The organism is Sphingomonas sp. (genome assembly GCF_965227385.1).
In the GTDB taxonomy this organism is placed as follows: domain Bacteria; phylum Pseudomonadota; class Alphaproteobacteria; order Sphingomonadales; family Sphingomonadaceae; genus Sphingomonas.
Genome location: NZ_OZ245750.1, coordinates 2519445 through 2542845, shown reverse-complemented (window position 1 = coordinate 2542845; position 23401 = coordinate 2519445). Strand labels below are relative to the sequence as shown.

Annotated in this window: 21 protein-coding genes and 1 tRNA gene; 10 read left to right on the top strand and 12 right to left on the bottom strand. The window is 66.2% G+C overall.

Annotated features, from left to right (window positions below; translation table 11 throughout):
* Positions 1–14 precede the first annotated feature (14 nt).
* The 8 genes from ACO05N_RS12415 (at position 15) to ACO05N_RS12380 (ending at position 8473) form a co-directional block, all read left to right on the top strand.
* Positions 15–950 carry a DUF481 domain-containing protein gene (locus tag ACO05N_RS12415; RefSeq protein WP_422057396.1) on the top strand — a complete coding sequence of 312 codons (936 nt, stop codon included), beginning with the start codon at positions 15–17 and terminating at the stop codon, positions 948–950.
* A gap of 198 nt (positions 951–1148) precedes the next feature.
* Entirely contained in the window at positions 1149–2270 is a 1122-nt protein-coding gene (locus tag ACO05N_RS12410) for a DUF47 family protein (protein WP_422058745.1), read from the top strand.
* A gap of 9 nt (positions 2271–2279) precedes the next feature.
* A complete protein-coding gene (locus tag ACO05N_RS12405; protein ID WP_422057395.1) occupies positions 2280–3293 on the top strand; it encodes an inorganic phosphate transporter in 1014 nt (337 codons plus the stop codon).
* Between the two features lie 71 nt (positions 3294–3364).
* Positions 3365–4570, top strand: coding sequence for a hydrolase (locus ACO05N_RS12400; protein WP_422057394.1), 1206 nt, complete (start codon positions 3365–3367; stop codon positions 4568–4570).
* On the top strand, positions 4567–5577 hold the full coding sequence (locus ACO05N_RS12395) for an arginine N-succinyltransferase (protein WP_422057393.1): 1011 nt from the start codon (positions 4567–4569) through the stop codon (positions 5575–5577). Before ACO05N_RS12400 ends, ACO05N_RS12395 begins: the two co-directional genes overlap by 4 nt.
* Positions 5564–6823, top strand: a complete 1260-nt coding sequence (locus ACO05N_RS12390) for an N-succinylarginine dihydrolase (protein WP_422057392.1) — start codon at positions 5564–5566, stop codon at positions 6821–6823. The genes ACO05N_RS12395 and ACO05N_RS12390 overlap by 14 nt, the downstream gene beginning before the upstream one ends.
* Positions 6824–6898: 75 nt before the next feature.
* Entirely contained in the window at positions 6899–7114 is a 216-nt protein-coding gene (locus ACO05N_RS12385; RefSeq protein ID WP_422057391.1) for a hypothetical protein, read from the top strand.
* 51 nt (positions 7115–7165) lie between these two features.
* Positions 7166–8473, top strand: a complete 1308-nt coding sequence (locus ACO05N_RS12380) for a sensor histidine kinase (RefSeq protein ID WP_422057390.1) — start codon at positions 7166–7168, stop codon at positions 8471–8473.
* 234 nt (positions 8474–8707) lie between these two features.
* Here the strand turns inward: ACO05N_RS12380 and ACO05N_RS12375 are convergent, their stop codons facing one another.
* The 10 genes from ACO05N_RS12375 to ACO05N_RS12330 form a co-directional block, all read right to left on the bottom strand.
* Positions 8708–10738, bottom strand: coding sequence for a biotin carboxylase N-terminal domain-containing protein (locus tag ACO05N_RS12375; RefSeq protein WP_422057389.1), 2031 nt, complete (start codon positions 10736–10738; stop codon positions 8708–8710).
* Entirely contained in the window at positions 10738–11019 is a 282-nt protein-coding gene (locus ACO05N_RS12370; RefSeq protein WP_422057388.1) for a hypothetical protein, read from the bottom strand. Before ACO05N_RS12370 ends, ACO05N_RS12375 begins: the two co-directional genes overlap by 1 nt.
* 29 nt (positions 11020–11048) lie before the next feature.
* Positions 11049–12044, bottom strand: a complete 996-nt coding sequence (gene bioB, locus ACO05N_RS12365) for a biotin synthase BioB (RefSeq protein WP_422057387.1) — start codon at positions 12042–12044, stop codon at positions 11049–11051.
* Positions 12041–12394: a hypothetical protein gene (locus tag ACO05N_RS12360; RefSeq protein WP_422057386.1), complete on the bottom strand. Its 354-nt coding sequence runs from the start codon at positions 12392–12394 to the stop codon at positions 12041–12043. Before ACO05N_RS12360 ends, bioB begins: the two co-directional genes overlap by 4 nt.
* Positions 12395–12439: 45 nt before the next feature.
* Positions 12440–12856 (bottom strand): hypothetical protein, encoded by a 417-nt coding sequence (locus ACO05N_RS12355; RefSeq protein WP_422057385.1) that lies wholly within the window; start codon positions 12854–12856, stop codon positions 12440–12442.
* Complete coding sequence (gene scpA / locus ACO05N_RS12350; protein WP_422057384.1) at positions 12853–14991, bottom strand: methylmalonyl-CoA mutase; 2139 nt, start codon at positions 14989–14991, stop codon at positions 12853–12855. The genes ACO05N_RS12355 and scpA overlap by 4 nt, the downstream gene beginning before the upstream one ends.
* On the bottom strand, positions 14991–15770 hold the full coding sequence (locus tag ACO05N_RS12345; protein WP_422057383.1) for an enoyl-CoA hydratase-related protein: 780 nt from the start codon (positions 15768–15770) through the stop codon (positions 14991–14993). The genes scpA and ACO05N_RS12345 overlap by 1 nt, the downstream gene beginning before the upstream one ends.
* A gap of 122 nt (positions 15771–15892) precedes the next feature.
* Positions 15893–16312, bottom strand: a complete 420-nt coding sequence (mce, locus tag ACO05N_RS12340) for a methylmalonyl-CoA epimerase (RefSeq protein WP_422057382.1) — start codon at positions 16310–16312, stop codon at positions 15893–15895.
* Positions 16313–16328: 16 nt separating this feature from the next.
* The gene (locus ACO05N_RS12335) at positions 16329–17111 is read right to left on the bottom strand and encodes a hypothetical protein (RefSeq protein ID WP_422057381.1); all 783 of its coding nucleotides are present in this window, start codon (positions 17109–17111) and stop codon (positions 16329–16331) included.
* A gap of 114 nt (positions 17112–17225) precedes the next feature.
* Positions 17226–18752, bottom strand: a complete 1527-nt coding sequence (locus tag ACO05N_RS12330) for an acyl-CoA carboxylase subunit beta (RefSeq protein ID WP_422057380.1) — start codon at positions 18750–18752, stop codon at positions 17226–17228.
* A gap of 98 nt (positions 18753–18850) precedes the next feature.
* Here ACO05N_RS12330 and ACO05N_RS12325 point away from each other — a divergent pair, with 98 nt between their 5' ends.
* Positions 18851–20242: a helix-turn-helix domain-containing protein gene (locus ACO05N_RS12325; protein ID WP_422057379.1), complete on the top strand. Its 1392-nt coding sequence runs from the start codon at positions 18851–18853 to the stop codon at positions 20240–20242.
* Positions 20243–20495: 253 nt separating this feature from the next.
* On the opposite strand, the gene ACO05N_RS12320 is transcribed toward ACO05N_RS12325, so the two are convergent.
* Positions 20496–20572, bottom strand: a tRNA-Arg gene (locus tag ACO05N_RS12320).
* 83 nt (positions 20573–20655) lie between these two features.
* Between ACO05N_RS12320 and ACO05N_RS12315 the strand changes: the two genes are divergently transcribed.
* Positions 20656–21147: a hypothetical protein gene (locus ACO05N_RS12315; protein WP_422057378.1), complete on the top strand. Its 492-nt coding sequence runs from the start codon at positions 20656–20658 to the stop codon at positions 21145–21147.
* 44 nt (positions 21148–21191) lie between these two features.
* Here the strand turns inward: ACO05N_RS12315 and ACO05N_RS12310 are convergent, their stop codons facing one another.
* Positions 21192–23390: a spermidine synthase gene (locus ACO05N_RS12310; protein WP_422058744.1), complete on the bottom strand. Its 2199-nt coding sequence runs from the start codon at positions 23388–23390 to the stop codon at positions 21192–21194.
* Between the last annotated feature and the right edge of the window lie 11 nt (positions 23391–23401).

The window sequence follows — 23401 nt, the reverse complement described above, 5'->3', positions numbered from 1 at the left end:
TAGTAACCGGTTACATGCGTAGCTCCCTGTTCCTTTTGCTCGCGGCACCGCTGCTGCTGGCCAACACCGACGCGACCGGAGTGCCGCAGGACTCCCCGCCGCCCAATCAGTCGGTCGAGCGCTCGTCCGAGGTAAAGGCGATGCTGGATGCGGCGATGAAGGCGGGCGACGAGGCTGCGGTCAACGCGATCGTCAAATATGCCAAGGCGGCCGACAAGGAACGCGCCGCGCAGTTCGAGTCTACCGCGAGTGCGTGGAAGCGGGAGCGCCGCGAAGCCGCCGAACGCCGCCTGCGCGAAGCCAAGTTCCTCGATCTGGTGAAGGGCCGCGCCGAACTGGGCGGCTATTTTACCACCGGCAACACCGAGACGCTCGGCCTGACCGGCATCCTCGACCTCAAGCGCGAAGCACTGCGCTGGCGGCACAAGCTGCGCATCCAGGCGGATTACCAGGAAAGCCTCGGCCAGACGGTGCGCGAACGCTACCTCGCGGCCTATGAGCCGAACTGGAAGATCGACGACCGCGCCTATGTCTATGGCGCGGCGCAGTTCGAAAGCGACCGCTTTCTCGGCTTCGACGAGCGTTATGCGATCTCCGCCGGGGCCGGCTATTCCGCCGTCAAGTCGCCCGCTCTGACCCTCGACCTCGAACTCGGCCCGGCGTTTCGCTATACCGAGTTCGTCACTGCCCCCAATGAACGCCAGATCGCCGCGCGCGGCAAGGTCGACCTCGACTGGAAGCTGAGCAAGGGCGTGACCTTCAGCCAGGACGCCTCGGCCTTTGTCGAGCAGCAGAACAGCACGATCACCGGCAAATCCGCGCTGCGCGTCAAGCTGTTCGGCCCCTTCTCCACCCAGATGTCCTACGCGGTGAACTACGAAAGCGCGCCGCCCAACGGCCGCAAGTCGACCGACACGACGACGCGTGCGTCACTGCTGGTGGATTTCTAGGGTTACCTCTTGTTTCGCGGCACCGGCCCGCTCCCCCACCCGGCCACCCAGCGCGAGCATGACATGGGTGGCCGGGTGGGGGAGCGGGCGGGAGCCGCTTCAGCGAAGCAGAATACAGCAAGCAGCTGTCACAGTAACTTCACACGATTGTAACATTCGGCGAAATCGGGCATCGGGCCGCAACCCGGAGCCACAGTCATTCGCCAGATCGCCGCCCTGCCCTATCGCACCGAAGGTACCGCCATCGATGCACCCGTGCGCGTGCTGCTCGTCACGTCGCGCGGAACGGGGCGCTGGGTGATCCCCAAGGGCAATGTCGCAGCCGGCATGCCCCCGCATCTCGCTGCGGCCGAAGAGGCGGAGGAAGAGGCTGGCGTCGTTGGCGCGGCCTGCCCCACCCCGATCGGCGCCTATCGCTATCGCAAGCGGCGCGGCAACGGCGCGCACCTGATGGCGGATGTCGAAGTATTTCCCTTGGCCGTCACCGCCGAACTGGCGCGCTGGAAGGAACAGGGCCAGCGCGAACGCCGCTGGTTCACGCTGGCCGAGGCCGCGGAGGCGGTGGACGAACCCGATCTCCGGGAACTGATCCGCAGCTTCGGCCCGACCGAATTCAATGCCGCCGCGCGGCGGACGAGCATGCTCGCCGTCGTCGCGCAAAAATCGAAAGCAAACCGAATGTTCGCGTGGTTTCAGCGCCTTCTTCCCAAGACCGGAAATTTCTTCGAACTGTTCGAAGCGCATGCGGTGACCATCACCGCCGCCGCCGACGCACTGTCGCGCCTGTTTCAGGGCAATGGCCCGACCAGCGACCATATCCGGGAGATCATGGAGCGTGAGCATGATGCCGACGGGATCATCCGCGAAGTGCTCCAGACCGTCCGCAAGACTTTCCTGACGCCATTCGACCGCAGCGCGATCACCAGCCTGATCGGCGCGATGGACGATGCGATCGACGAGATGCAGGCCGCCGCCGCCGCCGTCGACCTGTATGAAGTGGACACGTTCGAGCCCGAGATGCGCGACATTGTCGCCATCATCGTCGATGCCGCGCGGCTGACCGCCGAGGCGATGCCGCTGCTGCGCGATGTAGCGAAGAACGGTGTCCGCCTGCACGAGCTGACCGAACGTCTGGTGCGGATGGAGGGCCATGCCGATGACATCCACGACGTCGGCGTCCGCCGCGCGTTCAAGGCCTATGGCGATGACGCCATGAAGTTCATGGTCGCACGCGAACTCTACAAGCATCTCGAACGGATCACCGACGCGCTCGAGGATGTCGCGAACGAGATTGACGGCATCGTCATCGACCACGCCTGATCCCATCCGATGCACGAACTCGCCTTTCCGCTGCTCGTCGGCCTGATCATCCTCGCGCTGGGGTTCGACTTCCTCAACGGCCTGCATGACGCTGCAAACTCGATCGCCACGGTCGTTGCCACGCGCCTGCTCGGCCCGGTGCAGGCGGTCGGCTTCGCGGCCTTCTTCAACTTCGCGGCCTATTTTCTCACCCTCGCCTGGCCCGAATTGCACAAGGTGGCCGAGACGATCGGCAAGGGGCTGATCGACAAGGATCTCGTCACCCCTTCGGTCGTGTTCGGCGCGCTGGTCGGGGCGATGTTCTGGAACGTCGTCACCTGGTGGAAGGGCATTCCCTCTTCCTCCAGCCACGCGCTGGTCGGCGGGATCGTCGGCGCGGGCGTGGCGCATGCCGGCTTCACCGGCATCCAGTGGAGCGGCCTCAACAAGACCCTCATCGCGATCGTCCTGTCGCCCTTGCTCGGCATGTTGCTGGCGATGCTGGTGATGCTGCTCTCGAGCTGGGCGCTGCATCGCGTCAGCAACCGAACGGCCGAGAAGAGCTTTCGCTGGCTCCACCTCGCTTCCTCCGCCGCCTATTCGACCGCGCACGGCCTCAACGATGCGCAAAAGACGATGGGGATCATCACCGTGCTGCTCTATTCGACAGGATATCTGTCGGGCGAGTTCCACGTCCCGCACTGGGTCGCCATCTCCTGCTACATCGCGATCGCGCTGGGCACGCTGTCGGGCGGGTGGAAGATCATCGAGACTATGGGCACGCGCATCACCAAGCTTTCGCAACATCAGGGGTTCAGCGCCTCGACCGGCGGCTCGATCATGGTGTTCACCGCGTCCTTGCTGGGCATTCCCGTGTCGACCACCCACACCATCACCGGCAGCATCATCGGGGCGGGAACCGCCCGGCGCGCCAGCGCCGTCCGCTGGGGCGTGGCGCAAAACGTCATTTCGGCCTGGGTCATCACAATCCCCGCATCGGCCGCTGTCGGCGCGCTGTTCTACATGCTGACCAGGCTCTTTTAACTCGTAACAGCGGTTACTTTTTCGCGCGGCGGGGGGTTCACCCGCCGCATGCGAACCGATACACCCCTCCCATGGGGCTGAATGCAATCGAAGCCGCCGCTGTGGAGGCGGCCCGCGCCGCGCCGATGCTGGCGCAGGTTGAGCGCTGGGTCGCGGTCAATAGCGGCACGCGCAATCTGGACGGGCTGGCAACGATGGCGGGCCTGCTGGGCGACGCATTTTCCACGCTGCCCGGCGACCTCGCGCTGGTCGAACCGGCGCCGGTCGAGATGGTCGATGCCAGCGGCACTGTGCAATCGCTCGCCCATGGCCGCCACCTCCACCTGCGTGTCCGTCCCGACGCCCCGGTGCAGATGCTGTTCACCGGCCATATGGACACCGTCTTCCCCGCCGATCACCCGTTCCAGACCGCGACCTGGCTGCCTGATGGCATTCTCAACGCGCCGGGAGCGGCGGACATGAAGGGAGGGCTGTCGCTGATGCTCGCCGCACTGCAGGCGGTCGAGGCGACCCCGGCGGCGGCGCGGTTCGGCTATGAAGTCGTGGTCAACTCCGACGAGGAGACCGGCTCCTTCGCCTCCGCCGCACTGATCGCACAGGCGGCGAAGAACAAGGTTGCCGCGCTCACCTACGAACCCGCGCTGCCCGATGGCACGCTGGCGGGCGCGCGTGGCGGCACCGGGAACTTCTCCATCGTCGTGCGCGGGCGCAGCGCGCATGCCGGTCGAAACCCGCGCGACGGCCGCAACGCGCTCGTCGCCGCAGCCGATCTCGCGCTGCGCCTGTCACAGCTGATGAGCGACGACCTGTCGGTCAATCCCGCGCGGATCGAGGGTGGGGGGCCGAACAATGTGATCCCCGATCTCGCGATCCTGCGCGTCAATTTCCGCCCCGCCTCGCCCGACGCCATCCAGCGCGCCGGAGCCGCCGTCCACGCGCTCGCCGAGGCGATCGCTGCTGCCCACGACGTCTCGGTCCATGTCCATGGCGGCTTCAACCGCCCGCCCAAACCGCTCGACCCGGGCGCCGAGCGCCTGTTCGGCCTGGTCAAGCAGGCCGGCGCCGATCTCGACATCCCCGTTGCCTGGAAAGCCACCGGCGGGGTGTGCGACGGCAACAACATCGCCGCCTGTGGCGTCCCCGTCGTCGACACGATGGGCGCGCGCGGCGGAGCCATTCATTCGCAGGAGGAATTTCTGATCCCCGACAGCCTGCCCGAACGTGCCGCCCTGTCGGCGCTCACCATCCTGCGCATCATCGAAAAGGGCCGCGTATGACCTTCATCATCCGCCCTGCCCGTGCCGACGACCTCCAGCATCTTTATGAGATGGCCAAGCTCACCGGCGGCGGCTTCACCAACCTGCCCCCCGAAAAGCCCGCGCTGAAGGCCAAGCTCGAACGCAGTGCCGAGGCCTTTGCGCGCACCGACGATGCGAAAAAGGACGAGCTGTTCGTCCTCGTCCTCGAAAACACGGTGACGCAGGAAGTGCGCGGCACCTGCCAGATCTTCACTCAGGTCGGTCAGCGCTGGCCTTTCTATTCCTATCGCATCGGCACGGTGACCAAGCATAGCGAAGCGCTGAACCGCACCTTCCGCGCCGAAATCCTCAACCTCGTCAATGATCTTGAGGGGGCGAGCGAGGTCGGCGGCCTGTTCCTCCACCCGGGCGAACGTGCCGGGGGCCTGGGCATGCTGCTCGCGCGCAGCCGTTATCTTTTCATCGCCATGCACCGCGCGCGCTTTGCCGATCGCATCCTCGCCGAACTGCGCGGAGTCATCGACGAAGCCGGCGGATCCCCCTTCTGGGATGGCGTCGCGGGCCGGTTCTTCGGGATGAGCTTCCAGCAAGCCGACGAGTTCAACGCGATCCACGGCAACCAGTTCATCGCCGACCTGATGCCGCGCCACCCGGTCTATACCGCGATGCTGACCGACCATGCGCGCAGCGTGATCGGCGTGCCACACCCGTCGGGCCGCGCCGCGATGCGGATGCTCGAGCATGAAGGCTTCGCATTCGAGAATTACATCGACATCTTCGACGGCGGCCCGACCATGACCGCGCGCACCGACCATGTCATGACTATCCGCGATTGCCGCGCCCAGCCCGTGGCGGAAATCGCCCCCGGGGGTGAAGCCAGCATCATCGCGCGCGGCATGCTCGGCGCGTTCCGCGCCTGCCACGGCCGGGTCGCGCGCGGTCCGGATGGCGTAACGCTCGACCCCGCCGCCGCTGCGCTGCTCGACGTCGCGCCCGGCCAGGACGTGTGCCATGCCCCGCGTTGAGATCAATTTCGACGGGATCATCGGCCCCAGCCATAATTACGCCGGCCTCAGCCACGGCAACCTCGCCGCGACCCGCAACCGGGGCGCGGTGTCCCAGCCCCGCGCGGCGGCACTGCAGGGGATCGCCAAGATGCGCGCCAACCTCGCGCTCGGGCTGACGCAGGGGATCCTGCTGCCCCATGCCCGCCCCGACCACCGCTGGCTCGACGGCCTCGCCACGACCTATGCCGACGCCGCGCCGCATCTTCAGGCACAGGCGCTGTCCGCGTCGGCGATGTGGGCTGCCAACGCCGCCACCGTTTCCCCCGCGCCCGACACTGCCGATGGCCGCTGCCACCTCAGCGTCGCCAACCTCGTGACGATGCCGCATCGCAGCCACGAATGGCCCGAGACGCTGGCGCAGCTGCGCCTCGCCTTTGCCTACGACGCCTTCCGCGTCCACGGCCCCGTCCCCGCCCCGTTCGGCGACGAGGGCGCGGCCAACCATATGCGCCTCGCCCCGGAGCATGACGCGCCCGGCGTCGAGGTCTTCGTTTATGGCGTCAGCGGCGGCCCCTTCCCGGCGCGCCAGCATCGCGAGGCGAGCGCAGCGGTCGCCCGCCGCCACACCCTTGACCCTGCTCGCACGTTGTTCGTGCAGCAGTCCGAAGAGGCGATCGCCGCCGGGGCATTCCATAATGACGTCGTCGCGGTGGCAAACGCCAACGTCCTGTTCGCGCACGAACTGGCATTCGCCGACAAGGATACCTTCTACGCCGATCTGCGCCGATCGATGCCGTCGGTGGAAATCGTCGAAGTTCCCGCTGCCGAAGTCAGCCTCGCCGATGCGATCGGCTCCTATCTGTTCAACGCCCAGCTGGTGACGCTGCCCGGCGGCGAGACCGGCCTTATCCTCCCGACCGAGGCGCGCGAGACGCCGTCGGTCTGGAATTGGCTCCAGGCCCATGTCGCCGGCAACGGACCGATCCGGCACCTGGAGGTGGTCGACGTCCGCCAGTCGATGGCCAATGGCGGCGGCCCCGCCTGCCTGCGCCTGCGCGTCGTCGCCGACCCCGCAACCGTCGACCCCCGCTTCCTCGTCGACCCCGCCAAGCTCGACCGCATCGCGGGCGTGATCGAGGCGCATTGGCCCGAAACCATCGCGCAGGATGAAATCGGCGATCCGGCGCTGATCGCCCGCATCGCTGCCGCCCGAACCGCGCTGCTCGACCTGCTCGGCATCGATCCGGCGCAGCTGTCGGGTTAATTGACAGGTAACCATAGTCGTTAAGGCGAAGCCGCGCATTTCCGCACTTGGCCTGTCTCTTGCGTAACGTTTGCCATGCTGTCACGCATCAGGCGCCTCTTCACCATCAAGACCAGATTCGAGGCGTTTGCCGTGATCTACGGCCTTGGTGTCGGAGCGGTCGAGCGTGGCATTCACTATCTGGAGCAATATCCAGGCGTTGGCGGATGGCTGCTGTTTGCGGTCTGCCCCATCGCGGTATTCATGGCGGGCGCGCGGATCCTCGATTCGCTCGATGCCGGGATCGAATAGGTCATTTTAGCGGACGGTCTGTCGGGGGACGGGCCGGATGGGGAGACGAGGGTGCGGTTGTTTCGGGGCATGTTCACGGCACTGGCGGCGCAGGCGCTGCTGATCGTTGCGGTCGCTGGCGGCCTGCTGCTGTGGAATGTTCATACCAGCAGCGAGCGTCTGCTCCGCAATCGCGATGCCGAACATCTCGAAACCTTTGCCGCGCTTGCCGGCGAGGCGGCAACATCCGGCAAGCCGTTCGAGCGCATCGTGGCCGAACTGGACAAGCGCGATCCGATCATCCTGGGCAATCGCGTCGCAATTGTCGGCGAGGGCGACCGGCTGCTCGGCGGTGCGACTGCCGGTCCGGCGCTGGTCGAGCACCCGATCGTCGTCAACGGGACGACCGTGGCGCGCGCGCGCGTGGTGCGCCCTCCGCAGCTGACCGATCGCGACCGCGCGTTGCTGCGCGACCATTTTATCGGCATCGGCGCGACTCTGGCGGGCATTCTCGCCCTGCTGCTCGGAGTCGCGTATTGGCTGTCGGGGCGCTGGTCGAAGCCCCAGCGCGAACTGCTTCGGCTCAGCCATGAGGTGGCCGATGGCGATGGCGACATCTATTTCGACGAGCGCGGCCCTCGCGAGATCGTCGGCACGATGCGCAATTTGCGCCGCATCGCCAACCGGTTCGAGCGGATCGAAACCGCGCGCCGCACCTGGCTGGTGATGATCGCCGAAGAGCTGCGCGAACCGATCGCGTCGCTGGGCGGCCGTCTGTCGGAGTTGCAGGAGGCGCTGACGGCCGAACCGGAGTTCAAGGCGGCGATCGAGGCTGATCAGAACCGCCTCGCCCGCATGGCCGAGGATCTCCACGCGGTGGCGCTCGCCGATCTCGGCCGACTGCCCCTGCGCTTTGCCGATGTCGATCCGCGCGCGCTGATCCACAACACCATTTATGTCCATGCCAAGCGCGCCGAGGCGGCGGGCGTGCGGCTCGAAACTAGCAACCTCCCCCCCTACACCGTCCTGGTGAAGTGGGACGCCGAGCGGATCGAGCAATTGTTCGGCGCGCTGATCGAGAATTCGATGCGCTATGTCCCGCGCGGCGGGCGCATCGTGCTTGGCCTGGAAAGCCAGCGCGATGCCTGGCGCCTGATCGTCGACGACAATGCACCGGGCATTGATGTCGGCCTCGCCCAGCAGCTGTTCGAGCCCTTCTACCGCGCCAATGCCAAGGAAACCCCCGGCGGATCGGGCCTCAGCCTCGCCACCGCACGCGCGATCGTCGAGGGGCATCACGGGCGGATCGAGGCAAGCAACTCCCCGATCGGCGGCCTGCGCATCACCGTGGTCCTGCCCGCAACCCCGCCAATGGCCTGAGGCCCGCGAATCCTCCCCCGCCAAGGGGAGGTGTCAGCGCAGCTGGCGGAGGGAAGGAAGTCCGACGATCCGAAAGGACACAGCCGCGCTCCCCGTCCGTCGCCTTCGGCGCCACCTCGCCCTGGCGGGGGAGTATCTGCATGTCGGCTTCTCAGCCCCTCCCGCTTGCGGGAAAGTTTTGGGAGGGTCTTCTACTCATCTTCCTTGGCGGAGACGGTACGGCCGCCCCGTGCCTCATTCGAACTCCAGAATCGCCGCATCCACCGCCAGGCTGTCGCCAGCGGCAAAGTTGATCGCCTTGACGACACCCGCCTTCTCGGCGCGCAGGATATTCTCCATCTTCATCGCCTCGACCACCGCCAGCGGCTGGCCGGCCTCGACCTTCTCGCCCTCGCCCACCTCGATCCGCGTCAGCAGCCCCGGCATCGGCGCGAGCAGGAAGCGGCTCATGTCCGGCGGGATCTTCTCGATCATGTGGCGGGCCAGTTCGGCGACACGCGGGGCATAGACCTTGGCGTCATGCGCCGCCCCACGCGTCCGCAGCGTCCATCCCGCACGGGTGCGTTTCACCCCGACGCTCAACAATTCCTCGCCATCGATACGGAATTGCGCGAGCCGCTGCCCCGGCTGCCAGCCAGTGGCAATGTCGAGCGGCGCCGCGTCATCAGCGAAATTGACCAGCATCCCTCCGGCATGGCCATCGACGCTGATGTCGAACCGCTCGGTGCCAATCAGCACGACGCGCCCGCTCGACAGGGTCGGCGTCGCGAGCTGCCCGGAAATCTCGACCGCCCGCGCAGCCTGGATCAGGTCCAGCACCGTCGCCATTGCCGCCAGCGTGTGCAGCAGCATCGCGTCGGCCGGCGCGCCCTCGAACCCCTCGGGATATTCCTCCGCGATAAAACCGGTGGTCAACGCCCCCGCCCGAAAGCGCGGATGCTGCATCAGCGCCGACAGGAAATCGATATTGTTGCCCAGACCCTCCAGCTCGAACCGGTCGAGCGCCGCGACCTGCAGATCCGCAGCCTCCTCGCGCGTTGGCGCCCAGGTGATCAGCTTGGCGATCATCGGGTCATAGAACATGCTGACCTCGCCCCCCTCGGCGACGCCATCGTCGACGCGGACATAGCCGTCACCACCGACAGCGCCATAGGGCGTCTCCTGCGCCGCCGGTGGCGCATAGCGCACCAGCCGCCCGGTGCTCGGCAGGAACCCGCGATACGGATCCTCGGCATAAACCCGGTTCTCGATTGCCCAACCGGTTAGCGTGACCTCATCCTGCGTGAACGCAAGGCGTTCGCCCGCCGCGACCCGGATCATCTGCTCGACCAGATCGAGGCCGGTGATCGCCTCGGTCACCGGATGCTCGACCTGCAGCCGGGTATTCATTTCGAGGAAGTAGAAACCATCACGGGTCTTGTCGGCACCGGAAACGATCAGCTCGACCGTCCCCGCGCTGTAATAGCCCACCGCCCGCGCCAGCGCGACCGCCTGCTCGCCCATCTTGCGGCGCATCTCGGGCGTGACGAAAGGCGACGGTGCTTCCTCGACCACCTTCTGGTGCCGCCGCTGGATCGAGCATTCGCGCTCGCCCAGATAGACGATGTTGCCATGCTGGTCGCCGATCAGCTGGATCTCGATATGGCGCGGCTGTTCGATGAACTTCTCGATGAACACACGATCGTCGCCGAAGCTCGCCAGCCCCTCGCGCTTGGTCGCCTCGAAGCCTTCGCGGACGTCCTGCTCGCTCCACGCCAGCCGCATCCCCTTGCCGCCGCCGCCGGCCGACGCCTTCATCATCACCGGATAGCCGATGTCCGATGCGATCCGCACCGCCTCGTCGGTGTCGGCAATCTCGCCCAGATAGCCGGGGACGACATTGACCCCCGCCGCCTTGGCGAGCTTCTTGGACTCGATCTTGTCGCCCATCGCCGCGATCGCATTCGCTGGCGGCCCGACAAAGGCGACCCCCGCCTCGGCACACGCCTTGGCAAAGCTCTCGCGCTCCGACAGGAACCCGTACCCCGGATGGATCGCATCCGCGCCGGTAGCCTTGGCTGCGGCCAGGATCAGCTCGGCATTGAGATAGCTCTCCGCCGCCGGCGCCGGTCCCAGCCGCACCGCCTCGTCGGCCATCAACACATGCGGCGCGCGCGCATCGGCGTCGGAATAGACCGCGACCGTCGCAATCCCCATCCGCTTGGCGGTACGGAACACGCGACACGCAATCTCGCCACGATTGGCGACCAGGATCTTCTTGAACATCAGTCCTTGCCCGATTGCAGCAGGTCCAGCTCCGCTACCGTCATCCGCCTGGGACTGCCGACGCCGGGATCGAACAACAAAAGCGCGTCGTCAGGCAGCGATTCCCGCAACAGATCGAGGTTGATCTGCAACGTCTTGTCGCGCGCCGGACTGTTCGCCAGTGCCTTTCGCGCCGCCTCCGGATTGCCGAAGACGGGAAACAGCTGCTCCCCGTCGACCGTGATGGGATGCAGGCGGATCGCGGCCGCATCGGCGCGGTTCAGCTCGCCGATCACGATCACCCATCGCGCATTCGTGGACTCTGTTCCGGTCACTCCGCTGCCTCCAATTCCGCCTTCACCTCACCCTGCATCGCCCGCATCCCCAACCGCGCGAACAGCGCCGCGTCCTTGTCGTCACCGGCATTGCCGGTGGTCAGCAGCTTGTCGCCGGTGAAGATCGAATTCGCCCCCGCCATGAAGCACAACGCCTGCGTCTCATCGCTCATGCTCTCACGCCCCGCAGACAGCCGCACCATCGATTCCGGCATCGTGATCCGCGCCACCGCGACCGTGCGGACGAACTCGATCTGGTCGATCTTCGCCAGCGGAGTGTCGTGGAGCATGTCGCCCAGCACCGTGCCCTTGACCGGCACCAGCGCGTTCACCGGCACGCTCTCGGGATGCTTGGGCAAAGTCGCCAGCGCATGGATGAAGCCGACGCGATCCGCGCGCGTCTCGCCCATCCCGACGATCCCGCCGCAGCACACGTTGATCCCCGCCTCACGCACATGGTCGAGCGTTTCCAGCCGATCCTCGAACGTCCGTGTCGTGATCACCTCGCCATAGCGCTCCGGCGAGGTGTCGATATTGTGGTTGTAATAATCGAGCCCCGCATCGGCGAGCTGCGCCGCCTGCCCCTCGGTCAGCATGCCGAGTGTCATGCAGGTTTCCATGCCCATCTGGCGCACGCCCTTCACCATCTCGACGATGGCGGGCATGTCGCGGTCCTTGGGGTTGCGCCACGCCGCGCCCATGCAGAAGCGCGACGAGCCATTATCCTTCGCATGCGCCGCCGCCTGCAGCACCGCGCGGACATCCATCAGCTTGGTCGCCTTCAGCCCCGTCTCGGCATGGGTCGACTGGTTGCAGTACCCGCAATCCTCCGGGCAACCGCCGGTCTTGATGCTCAGCAGCGTCGACAGCTGCACCTCGTCAGCCGCAAAGTGTGCGCGGTGGACGGTCGCGGCCTGATAGACCAGCTCCATGAACGGCAGGTCGAACAGCGCGGCGATCTCGTCGCGGGTCCAGTCGGTACGGGTCGTCACATCAAAGCCCTGATCCAAGAGTAAAGAAAGCCGCCGACGCCCAGACCAAGGAACATCATCGCCCCCTGATTGGTCAGCCACGCGGAGCGCGGTACCGGAACATTACGCTGGCGCGAACGCAAAATCGACGCGGTACAGCTGAGCGCGCACAGCCCCGAGAGGGCCAGAAACACCGTCAGCGATGCGATGACCACGCCGGGGATTTTCTGCCCCTGCCCCGACTGCGCAATCGACAGCACCCCGCCCAGACCCAGCAACGCCAGCGACAGGAGATGCTTCGAATAATCGTAGAGCAGCATCTCCTTGTCGAACCCGGGCTCCGGGTCCGGCTTGACGGTTTGGTCGCTCATTTGCCTTGCCCCCGCATTCGTACATGCCGGAGCAAGATCCCGCCGCTAATCATCTTTCGGCGCATCCCGCTCGAAATGAAGGATCAGCCAACGCTTGTCGATCTCACGCCTCTGCAAGTAGAAGGTCCCGGTCTGACCCGCGTTCGGCTTGATGATAATTGGTCCAGCACACCGAACGACAATTAAGTTCGCCATTTCGACAAATGTTTTCGCCCGGACCTTTCCATCTGGTCCGACAACGGTGCCCAACTGATCAACCGCATCGCGTTGGTCCGGATTCTGCACCTCGCGCTCGACCGTATACGTACCCGCAACCTTCCGCGCAGCTGACAGCTTCGCATCCCACTCACGAATCTGCTTCGATTCGGCTGTCGGCTTACCGTTCGCTGGGAAGCGGCACGCCAACGCATCCGGCGCTCCAATCAGCGCTACCGAGGCAGCGATCGTGGCAAGCCGGATCACTCCGCAGCCTCCTCACGCGGCGGCATATTGTGCCCGAGCAGGGTCAGCACCTCTTCCGCCGCATTGACCAGATTCGTGCCCGGACCAAAGATCGCCTGCACCCCCGCGTCGCGCAGGATCTGATAATCCTGCGCCGGGATTACCCCGCCCGCGATCACCTTGATGTCCGAACGCCCAGCGTCGCGCAGATGGCCGATCAGCTGCGGGATCAGCGTCTTGTGCCCCGCCGCTAGGCTGGAGACGCCGACCACATCGACATCCTCGGCCAGCGCCAGTTCGGCGGCTTCCTGCGGCGTCTGGAACAACGGGCCGGGCACGACCTTGAACCCCAGGTCACCGAACGCCGACGACACCAGGTTCGCCCCGCGGTCATGCCCGTCCTGCCCCATCTTGGCCACCAGCATGCGCGGCGCGCGGCCCAGCCGCCGCTCGGTCGCCGCCACGCCGTCCTTCAGCCGCTCCCAGCTCTGGTCCGCATCATAGGCGCCGCCATAGACGCCCTTGACCGGCGTCGGCACCGTCCCGTGCCGCCCGAACACATCCTCGATCGCCAGGCTGATCTCGCCCAGCGTCGCACGATGCCGCGCCGCCACCACCGCGAGCTCCAGCAGATTGCCATTGCCCCGCGCGCCCCCGCGCAGCGCATCCAGCGCAGCCTGACACGCCGCATCGTCGCGCGTCGCCTTGACCCGCGCGATGCGCGCCACCTGCGCCTCGCGCACCGCATGGTTGTCGACGTCGAGGATGTCGATCGGGTCTTCCTCGGCCTTGCGGTATTTGTTGACCCCGACGATCACCTGCTCGCCCCGGTCGATGCGCGCCGCGGTGGCGGCGGCGGCTTCCTCGATCATCGCCTTGGGCCAGCCGGCGGCGACCGCCTTGGCCATCCCGCCCTCACCCTCGACCCGCTCGATGATCGCCCACGCCTTGTCGACCAGCTCCTGCGTCAGCGCCTCGACATAGTAACTGCCGCCCAGCGGATCGACGACATTGGTCATGCCCGTCTCTTCCTGGATCACCAGCTGCGTGTTGCGGGCGATGCGCGCGGAGAAATCGGTCGGCAGCGCGATCGCTTCGTCGAGCGCATTGGTATGCAGGCTCTGCGTCCCGCCCAGCATCGCCGCCATCGCCTCGATCGTGGTGCGAATGACGTTGTTGTACGGATCCTGCTCGGTCAGCGACACGCCGCTGGTCTGGCAGTGCGTCCGCAGCATCTTGCTGCGCTCGTCCTTCGCGCCCAGCTGGGTCATCACGCGATGCCACAACACCCGCGCCGCCCGCAATTTAGCGACTTCCATGAAGAAGTTCATACCGATTGCGAAGAAGAAGGAGAGGCGCCCGGCGAACTTGTCGATGTCGAGGCCGCTGGCGACCCCGTATTTCACATATTCCATGCCGTCGGCGATGGTGAAGGCCAGCTCCTGCACCTGTGTCGCCCCGGCCTCCTGCATATGATAGCCCGAGATCGAAATGCTGTTGAATTTCGGCATGTTGGCCGACGTATATGCAAAAATATCTGAAATGATCCGCATCGACGGTTCGGGCGGATAGATGTACGTGTTGCGGACCATGAACTCCTTCAGGATGTCGTTCTGAATGGTCCCGTCGAGCAGGCTCTTGTCGACCCCCTGCTCCTCGCCCGCGACGATGAAGAAGGCGAGGATCGGGATCACCGCACCGTTCATCGTCATGCTGACCGACATCTGGTCGAGCGGAATACCGTCGAACAGGATCTTCATGTCCTCGACGCTGTCGATCGCCACGCCCGCCTTGCCGACGTCACCCGTCACGCGCGGATGGTCGCTGTCGTATCCGCGATGCGTTGCCAGATCGAACGCGACCGACAGCCCCTTCTGCCCCGCCGCCAGGTTGCGGCGATAGAATGCGTTGGATTCCTCCGCCGTCGAAAAGCCCGCATATTGCCGGATCGTCCACGGCCGCCCGGCATACATCGACGCGCGCACCCCGCGAGTGAACGGCGCAAATCCGGGCAGCCCCGGATCGGCGGTCACATCCTCCGCCGTATAGAGCGGCTTGACGTCAATCCCCTCCGGCGTGCGCCACGTCAGGTCGCGGCCCTTCACTTCCTTCTCGGCCAGCGCTTTCCACGCATCGGGGGTCGGCTTGTCGGTCATTACTTACCCTTGAACTCCGGCGCCCGCTTGCCGAGGAACGCCATCACGCCTTCGCGGAAATCCTCGGTCTTGCCCGCAATCCGCTGATGCGCCGCCTCGACGCTCAGCGTCTCCGGCAGCGTGTTGTTGAGCGCGGCCTTGATCTGTGCGCGGATCAGTCCCAGCGCGATGGTCGGCTTGGCGGCCAGCGTCGCGGCGAGCTTCCCCGCCTCGGGCATCAGCGCGTCGTCGTCGACCACGCGCGCGACCAACCCAGCGTCCTTCGCATCCTCGGCGAACATCTTCTCGCCCAGCAGCGCCATTTCCAGCGCCTTGGCCCGTCCCGCCGACTTGGCGACCAGCCACGTCGCGCCGCAATCCGGCACCAGCCCGATATTGCTGAACGCGAGCAGCAGATATGCGCTCTTCGCCATCACAACGATATCGCCGCCCAGCGCGATGCCCACGCCCGCACCCGCCGCCGGCCCGTTGATCGCAGTGACGATCGGGATCGGCAGCTTCGACAGCGTTTCGGCGAGCGGGTTGTAGTGAAACTCCAGGCTCTCCGCCGGATCGACCGGCCCGCGATCCATCCGCCCCGCCAGGTCCGCGCCGGAGCAGAAGGCCCGCCCTTCGCCGGTCAGCAGCACCGCCCGCGCCCCCTCGTTCACCGCGCGCAGCAACGATGCGCGGATCAGATCGAGCATCTCGAACGTCACCGCATTCAGCCGCTCGGACCGGTTCAGCCGGATCGTCGCGACGCCGTGTTCAAGGCTGTAAAGAACGCTGTCATCAGACATTCGCAAAACCCCCTTCGTCACCCCGGACTTGTTCCGGGGTCCACGCATCCACGCGCGCATCGCTCACCATCGACACCCGCGCTTGCCGCCGGGTGGACCCCGGCACAAGGCCCGGGTGACGATTAGTGATGATCACGCGGGCTCTCCATGATCTCGGTCAGCACCCCACCCATGTCGCGCGGATGGACGAAGAAGATCAGCGTCCCATGCGCGCCGATGCGCGGCTCGCCCAACACCCGCGCGCCCTTGCCCTCGAACCATGCCTTGGCTTCGTGGATATCCGGCACCTCATAACACACATGATGCTGCCCACCCGCCGGGTTCTTCGCCAGAAACCCGTGGATCGGCGAGTCCGCGCCCAGCGGCTCGATCAGCTCGATCTGGGTGTTCGGGGTATCGACGAAACACACCTTCACCCCCTGCGCAGGCAGATCGAACGGCGTATGCACCGTCTCCGCACCCATCACGTCGCGATAGAAAGCGATCGAGTCCGCGATCGACGGCGTCGCCACGCCGATATGGTTGAGGCGACCGAGTTTCATGGCTTCACTCCCGGGTTCAGCACGACAGCCGCGACTCCTTCTGCACCGGCACGAACTTGCCCCCGCGATATTCATAGCGTTCGACGAACTTCGCCGTGCCGCTCGCCTGCACCGCGAACGACTTGCCCTTCACGATATCGACGATCTTGCCCTCGAGATTGCTCAGCGGCTCGCCACCAAAGGTCTTGCCAGTCGTCTCATCGACCGCCCCCTCGTTGGACGACGACAGCCAAACCCGTTCCGACTGAACCGGCCCATCGGGCTTCAACTCGGTGATCGACGCGCCACCGCACGAATAGCCCTGCGCGGTGTCGCCGCTCTCGACATAGACCGCCGGGTTGTCGGTGAACTCATTCGTCACCCGCCACTCTGGCTCCGCGCCCCAGCCCGATCCGCGCACCAAAGTCGGCCATTTCCCGGTCACAGCGAACCCGTCGCCCTGCGGCTTGAGATAGGCGATCGCCAACGCACCCGAACAGGCATGGCAGTCGGACTCGTTCGCGCCTGGGCTCAGCAGCACCGCCGTCTCGCCGATCCACAGCAACTGCCCCGGCTTCACATTGATGACACCGGCGTCGTCCTCCTGCACCTGCGCCGCACCGTCCGCGCCATAGGCGGTGCGAAAGGCGAGCTTGAGCTGCTCCGCCTCGGGCAGGGCGCGCACGCCGGTCGCGGTCGGGCTGGCGACCGGCGTCGCCGCGGTCGCGTTGCCGTTATCGGGTGCCTGCTGACAGCCTGCCAACAGGGCCAGTGCGCCGAGAAACGGGATCCCGATATGATTGAAGCGGCAGAGTTTCACGTCTTCTCCCCTCCCGCTTGCGGGAGGGGCCGGGGGAGGGCCTGTCCGCACACGGTGCATCCGATTTGAAGGCACACGCCCTCCCCTAGCCCCTCCCGCAAGCGGGAGGGGGACTTAGAGCGGAATATTGTCATGCTTCTTCCACGGATTTTCGAGGCTCTTGTTCCTCAACTTCCGCAGCCCCAGCGCGATCCGCCGCCGGGTCGAATGCGGCATGATGACCTCATCCACGAACCCCTTGCTCGCCGCGACGAACGGGTTGGCGAAGCGCGCCTCATATTCCGCGGTCTTCTCGGCAATCTCTTCCGGCGTGCGCCCGCGAAAGATGATCTCGACCGCGCCCTTCGCCCCCATCACCGCGATCTCGGCGGTCGGCCAGGCATAGTTCAAATCACCGCGCAAATGCTTCGACGCCATCACGTCATATGCGCCGCCATAGGCCTTGCGCGTAATCACGGTGATCTTCGGCACCGTCGCCTCGGCATAGGCGAACAGCAGTTTCGCGCCATGCTTGATGATTCCCGAATGCTCCTGCCCGACGCCCGGCAGGAAGCCCGGCACGTCGACAAAGGTCACGATCGGAATCTCGAACGCGTCGCAGAAGCGCACGAACCGCGCCGCCTTCTTGCTCGAATTGATGTCGAGCACGCCCGCCAGCACCATCGGCTGGTTCGCAACGATGCCGACGGTGCGCCCCTCAATCCGGCCGAAGCCGATGATGATGTTGCCGGCATGAGTCGGCTGCACCTCGAAGAAATCGCCCTCGTCGACCGTCTTCGTGATCAGCTCGTGCATGTCATAGGGCTGGTTCGCGCTCGGCGGGATCAGCGTATCGAGGCTGTCCTCGATCCGGTCCCACGGGTCGCTGCACGGCCGCTCGGGCACAGCTTCGCGATTGCTCGCGGGAAGGAAGTCCACGAAGTCGCGCGCCGCCAGCAGCGCCTCGATATCATTCTCGAACGCCACATCGGCAACGCCCGACTTCGTGGTATGCGTCACAGCTCCGCCCAGTTCCTCCTGCGTGACGATCTCGTTGGTAACGGTCTTCACTACATCCGGGCCGGTGACGAACATGTACGATGAATCCTTCACCATGAAGATGAAGTCGGTCATCGCGGGAGAATAGACCGCGCCACCAGCGCACGGCCCCATAATCAGAGAGATTTGCGGTACGACGCCTGATGCCAGCACGTTGCGCTGGAACACCTCGGCATAGCCGGCGAGCGAGGCGACGCCCTCCTGAATGCGCGCGCCGCCGCTGTCGTTCAGGCCGATCACCGGCGCGCCGACCTTCATCGCCATGTCCATGATCTTGCAGATCTTCTGCGCGTGCCGCTCCGACAGCGAGCCGCCGAACACGGTGAAGTCTTGCGAGAAGACGAACACCAGACGACCATTGATCGTGCCGCTACCGGTAACGACGCCGTCGCCCGGAACGATCTGGTCCGGCATGCCGAAATCGACGCAATTATGCTCGACATACATGTCGAGCTCTTCGAACGACCCTTCGTCGAGCAGTACTTCCAGCCGCTCGCGCGCTGTCAGCTTGCCCTTGGCGTGCTGCGCGTCGATCCGCTTCTGGCCCCCGCCGAGCCGGGCCGCAGCGCGGCGGCGTTCGAGTTCCTCGATCGTCGAAGACATGGCTTACTCCCTCAGCGGTCCCTGCACAGGACACGCGCCCACACGCAAATGCAATGTTGCGAAGTTGCATCTCGCGACTCTGCGGATATGCTCGCGCCATGGAACAGCGCCGCCGCCTCTTTGCCGGTCACCGGGTCCGCGACCTGCGCAAGCGGCAGGGGATGCCACAAGCGGCGCTCGCGGCCCGGCTCGGCGTTTCGGTGAGCTATCTCTCGCAGATCGAGAATGAGGAGCGCCCGCTGACCCCGCCGGTGCTGGTCGCGCTCAGCCGCGAATTTCCCGATCAATGGGGTGCGGTCGGCAGCGACGACGACACCGCGGAACTGGTCCGCGCAATCGCAGCGGCGACGGATACCAGCATCGCTGCAGCGGCGCTGGACGAAGCCGCCATCCAGCGCGGCGTCGAAAAGCACCCCGCCCTCACCCGCCGCATGATCGCACTGCACGACGCCTGGCGCCGCGCACAGGCACAATTGCACGTGCTCGACGACAAAGTCGACAGCGGGGCTGGACGCGCCGGTTCGCTGCCGTGGGAGGCAGTGCGCGACTGGTATCAGGCCGAGGGCAATTACATCGACCCGCTCGACCGCGCCGCCGAGGCGCTGGCCGAAAGCTTCGACCATCCCCGCGCGATCGAGGACCGGCTGCGCGGCTGGCACGGCATCGCGATCGACGAAGCGCGCGACGATGATCCGCGCTTGTCCCGTTTCGACGCCGGCTCCCGACGGCTGACGATCAGCGGCGTGCTCCCCCCCGAAAGCCGCGCCTTCCTGCTCGCCCAACGGCTCGCCAGCCTGGAGTTCGCGAACGAGATGCGCGTGGTCGCCGAGGCGAGCGGCCTCGCCTCCCCGGCGGCGCGCGAACTGCTCGCGCTCGGCCTTGCCAACTACGCCGCCGGGGCGCTGCTGATGCCCTATACCCGCTTCCGCGATGCCGCGCGCGATCTGCGCCACGATATCGACCGGCTACGCCAGCGCTTCGGCACCAGCTTCGAGCAGGCCTGCCACCGGCTCTCCACGCTCCAGCGTCCCGGCGCGCAGGGCATCCCCTTCTTCTTCTGCCGCGTCGACATGGCCGGGAACATCACCAAGCGCCATTCCGCCACGCCGCTGGAGTTTGCGCGCTTCGGCGGCGCCTGCCCGCTCTGGGTGGTGCATGAGGCGGTGGCGATCCCCGACCGCATCCTGACCCAGCTTGCGCAGACGCCGGACGGCGCCCGCTACGTCATCATGGCCAAGGGGCTGGTCAAACCATCTGCCAGCTATGACCGCCCGCCGCGCCGCTACGCGGTCGCGCTGGGCTGCGAGGAATCGCATGCCGCCGACTTCGTCTATGCCGACAGCCTGCGCCCGGGCGGCATTGCCACCCCGATCGGCACCAGCTGTCGCATCTGTCCGCGTGCCCAGTGCGACCAGCGCGCCTTCCCGCCTGCTGCCAGCGAAATCCGGATCGACCCCGATACCCGCGCCGCGGTTCCGTATAGCTTTTAGTCGTCGTCGTGCGCCGGAAGCGGCCCGTAAGCGGGGTCGGGTTCGCGCTTCTTGCATCGCTTGCAGGTGCGGAACCCCTCACGCGTTCGGCTATGCGTCCAGCGATGGCCACGAATCAGGCACGTGAGGACGGGCAATGTCTGCATGCCCCCCGGTAGCACGAAAATCGGCTCAATTACGAACGCGGTTCGGGAGTGGGGACTGCCCAGATGCAACAAAGCCCCGCCGGGCTGTTGCCTGGCAGGGCTTTGAATGGCGCACCCGGAACGATTCGAACGTCCGACCCTCAGATTCGTAGTCTGATGCTCTATCCAGCTGAGCTACGGGTGCGCAGTGGAGGGGCGCTGATAGAAGCGGTTTTCGGGAAACGCAAGCCCGTTGCGCAGAGTTTCTTCGCGGCATACACCGCCGCGATGCGACACCCAGCCCTCCTCGCGCTTCCTCTAGCGCTCAGCGCCTGCAGCACCACCGGCGATGGCTATCCTTCGCTGCTGCCGCGACCGATCGAATCGCGTGACGCGGGTGAGGTGATCCGTCCCGACGTGATCGCGACGCCCGATGCCGCACTCGATTCGCGCATTTCCGAACGCGTGGCTGCCGCGGAAAAAATCGCCACCCGGTTTCGCGCGCTGGCGCTTGAAACCGAATCCCGGGTGGCGGTGGCGCGCGGCGTCGCGCCCGGCACCGACAGCTGGCTTGCGGCACAGGTCGCGCTCGCCGATCTCAACCGCGCGCGCGGTGAGACGGTGGAAATCGTGACCGCGCTCGAAGAAACCGCGGCCGAGCGGATCAAGGCCGGCACGCCGCCCTATCCTGCGCTCGACGCCGCCATCGCCACCCTGTCCACCGCCGCCGCCGAACAGGCGCAGAAGGTCCAGGCGCTCGAAGACGCGCTGACTAGCTGACACGGAACGATCCGCCCCCGCCAGGGGGAGGATGACGGATAGCGCTACGGCAAATCCTTGTTCAGGCTGCGCAGCACCGGCAGGATCGTCGCATAATCGTCGGTCCACGGCGTAAATCCCGGCCGCCCGTCCAGCTGGCGCCATCCCTGTGCCCGGGCGGTCAGCTGTGCCAGCCTCTCCGGCGAACGCGACAGGGCGATCCAGTCCGACGTCGCCGCTTCGTTCATTTCCTCGAGCACCGTCGGAAAATAAGTCAGCTGGGCCGCCGACCAGCCGCCCAGCTTCGCCGCGCGCTCGACCACCGGCTCCAGCGACAGGAAGCGGTTGGAAATATGGACCAGCAGCAACCCGTCCTTGGCCAGCACGCGATCATAGGTCGCGAACGCCTCCAGCGTCATCAGATGCATCGGCACCGCGTCGGACGAAAAGGCGTCGAGCACCAGCAGGTCCAGGCTTTGCGCCGGTTCGTCGTTCAGCCGCACACGCGCATCGCCCAGCACGATGCTGGCATCCGGTCGACACTGTTCCAGAAACCGGAACGGCCCGCGGGCAAGGCTCACCACCGCCGGATCGATTTCGTAGAAGCGCCATGACTGGCCCGGCTGGGCGTAACAGGCCAGCGTGCCGGTGCCGAGGCCGACCACGCCGACCCGGGCATCCGGACCATATAGCGCCGGCAGGGCCTGCATCGCCTGCCCCACCCCGGATCCGGGGACATAATAGGTCGTGGGCAGCTTCAGCCGCTCGGGATTTCCCACCAGCTGCACGCCATGCAGCGTGGTGCCGTGCGCCAGCCTTTTCTGGTCGGCCAGATCGGTGATCGTATAGACCCCGAAATAGCTGCGCGTGCGCAGGTCGCCCTGCCAGCTCATCGCGATCGACCGGAACCCGCCGAACAGGAACAGCGCGCCTGCCAGCACGATCATGAACGGCACCCGCATGCCGACGGTGAACAGCCCGACCACCGCGAGTGTCAGGTACAGGATGCCCGCCTGCTTCTCGCCAAATACGTCCGACCCCCGCGACACACCGAACCATACGACCGCCCCCACCACGAGTGCGACGGCGAGGACACGCAGCTGCCGCCCCCGCCCCGGTTCGCCCCATAGCCGCTGGACGACCGGCAACAGCCATTGCTGCGGCACCAGCAGGCCGGCGGCCAGGATCAGGATCGGGTATTCGTAGGTCCAGTCGAACACCAACGGCGCGACCAGGGCCGCAAACACTCCGCCCAGCGCCCCGCCGACCGACATCGCGAGGTAAAAGCCGGTGAGCCGATCCGGCTCGGGCCGCAGGTCGTACATATGCGTGTGCAGCGCCACTGCGGCCATGAACAGCAGCGCGAGCGCCATGAGCGCATTCAGTTCCGGGTTGGCATGATTCCCCGCGATCATCAGCCCGCCGAACAACAGGATGGTGATCGGCGCAAAACGGGTCAGCACGGTCGCCACCGTGCGCCGCGTCGCGAATGCGATCGTGAAACTCAGCAGGTAAAGGCCCAGCGGCAGCACCCACAGCATCGGCACCGCGACGATATCGGTGGTGAGGAAGCTCGACGTGGCAAGCATCAGGCCCGACGGGACGAAGGCGAGAGCGATCCAGTGCGCCACCCGGCGCTTCGATGGCGGCGTGCTCGTCGCATGAACATGCGGCGCATCCGCCACCCTGCGTGGCAGCAACAGCGCGCACGCCGCGACCGCCACGACCACCAGCACATAGCCGCCGGTCCACAGCCAGCTTTGCGCATGCAGCGCCATGCCCGGCTCGACCAGCAACGGATAAGCGATCAGCCCGCCGAAACTACCGACATTGGATGCGGCATAGAGCGCATAGGGATCACGCCCGCCCGACGCCGACGCGAACCAGCGCTGCAGCAGCGGCGCCTGCGCCGAAATCGCAAAGAACAACGGCCCGATCGACGCCGCGAGCAGCCATGGCACCCACACCGCGGGTTCGGCATCCGGCGGCAACTGCATCGCCATCAGGCCGATCGGCAGCCACAAGGCGGCGACCGCGAGCACGCCGAGATGGATCATCGCCTGCCGCCGTACCGGCACCCGGCCCAGCCAGTGCGCATAGGCGTAACCGCCCAGCAACAGCGCCTGATAGATCAGCATCGCACTGTTCCACACGGCTGGCGCACCGCCCAGCCGGGGCAGCGCCATGCGCGCGATCATGGGCTGGACCAGGAACAGCAGGAAACTACCGAGCAGGATCGTGGCAACGAACAGAGGGCCGCTCATGCCCCTCAGCC

Excerpts from the sequence above, each read along its gene's own strand:
- ACO05N_RS12345 (WP_422057383.1), bottom strand. The coding sequence starts at position 15,770 with ATGTCTGATGACAGCGTTCTTTACAGCCTTGAACACGGCGTCGCGACG.
- ACO05N_RS12330 (WP_422057380.1), bottom strand. The coding sequence starts at position 18,752 with ATGTCTTCGACGATCGAGGAACTCGAACGCCGCCGCGCTGCGGCCCGG.
- ACO05N_RS12375 (WP_422057389.1), bottom strand. The coding sequence starts at position 10,738 with ATGTTCAAGAAGATCCTGGTCGCCAATCGTGGCGAGATTGCGTGTCGC.
- ACO05N_RS12405 (WP_422057395.1), top strand. The coding sequence starts at position 2,280 with ATGCACGAACTCGCCTTTCCGCTGCTCGTCGGCCTGATCATCCTCGCG.
- ACO05N_RS12310 (WP_422058744.1), bottom strand. The coding sequence starts at position 23,390 with ATGAGCGGCCCTCTGTTCGTTGCCACGATCCTGCTCGGTAGTTTCCTG.
- ACO05N_RS12415 (WP_422057396.1), top strand. The coding sequence starts at position 15 with ATGCGTAGCTCCCTGTTCCTTTTGCTCGCGGCACCGCTGCTGCTGGCC.
- scpA (WP_422057384.1), bottom strand. The coding sequence starts at position 14,991 with ATGACCGACAAGCCGACCCCCGATGCGTGGAAAGCGCTGGCCGAGAAG.
- mce (WP_422057382.1), bottom strand. The coding sequence starts at position 16,312 with ATGAAACTCGGTCGCCTCAACCATATCGGCGTGGCGACGCCGTCGATC.
- ACO05N_RS12385 (WP_422057391.1), top strand. The coding sequence starts at position 6,899 with ATGCTGTCACGCATCAGGCGCCTCTTCACCATCAAGACCAGATTCGAG.
- ACO05N_RS12325 (WP_422057379.1), top strand. The coding sequence starts at position 18,851 with ATGGAACAGCGCCGCCGCCTCTTTGCCGGTCACCGGGTCCGCGACCTG.
- ACO05N_RS12360 (WP_422057386.1), bottom strand. The coding sequence starts at position 12,394 with ATGAGCGACCAAACCGTCAAGCCGGACCCGGAGCCCGGGTTCGACAAG.
- ACO05N_RS12400 (WP_422057394.1), top strand. The coding sequence starts at position 3,365 with ATGGGGCTGAATGCAATCGAAGCCGCCGCTGTGGAGGCGGCCCGCGCC.
- ACO05N_RS12390 (WP_422057392.1), top strand. The coding sequence starts at position 5,564 with ATGCCCCGCGTTGAGATCAATTTCGACGGGATCATCGGCCCCAGCCAT.
- ACO05N_RS12315 (WP_422057378.1), top strand. The coding sequence starts at position 20,656 with ATGCGACACCCAGCCCTCCTCGCGCTTCCTCTAGCGCTCAGCGCCTGC.
- ACO05N_RS12395 (WP_422057393.1), top strand. The coding sequence starts at position 4,567 with ATGACCTTCATCATCCGCCCTGCCCGTGCCGACGACCTCCAGCATCTT.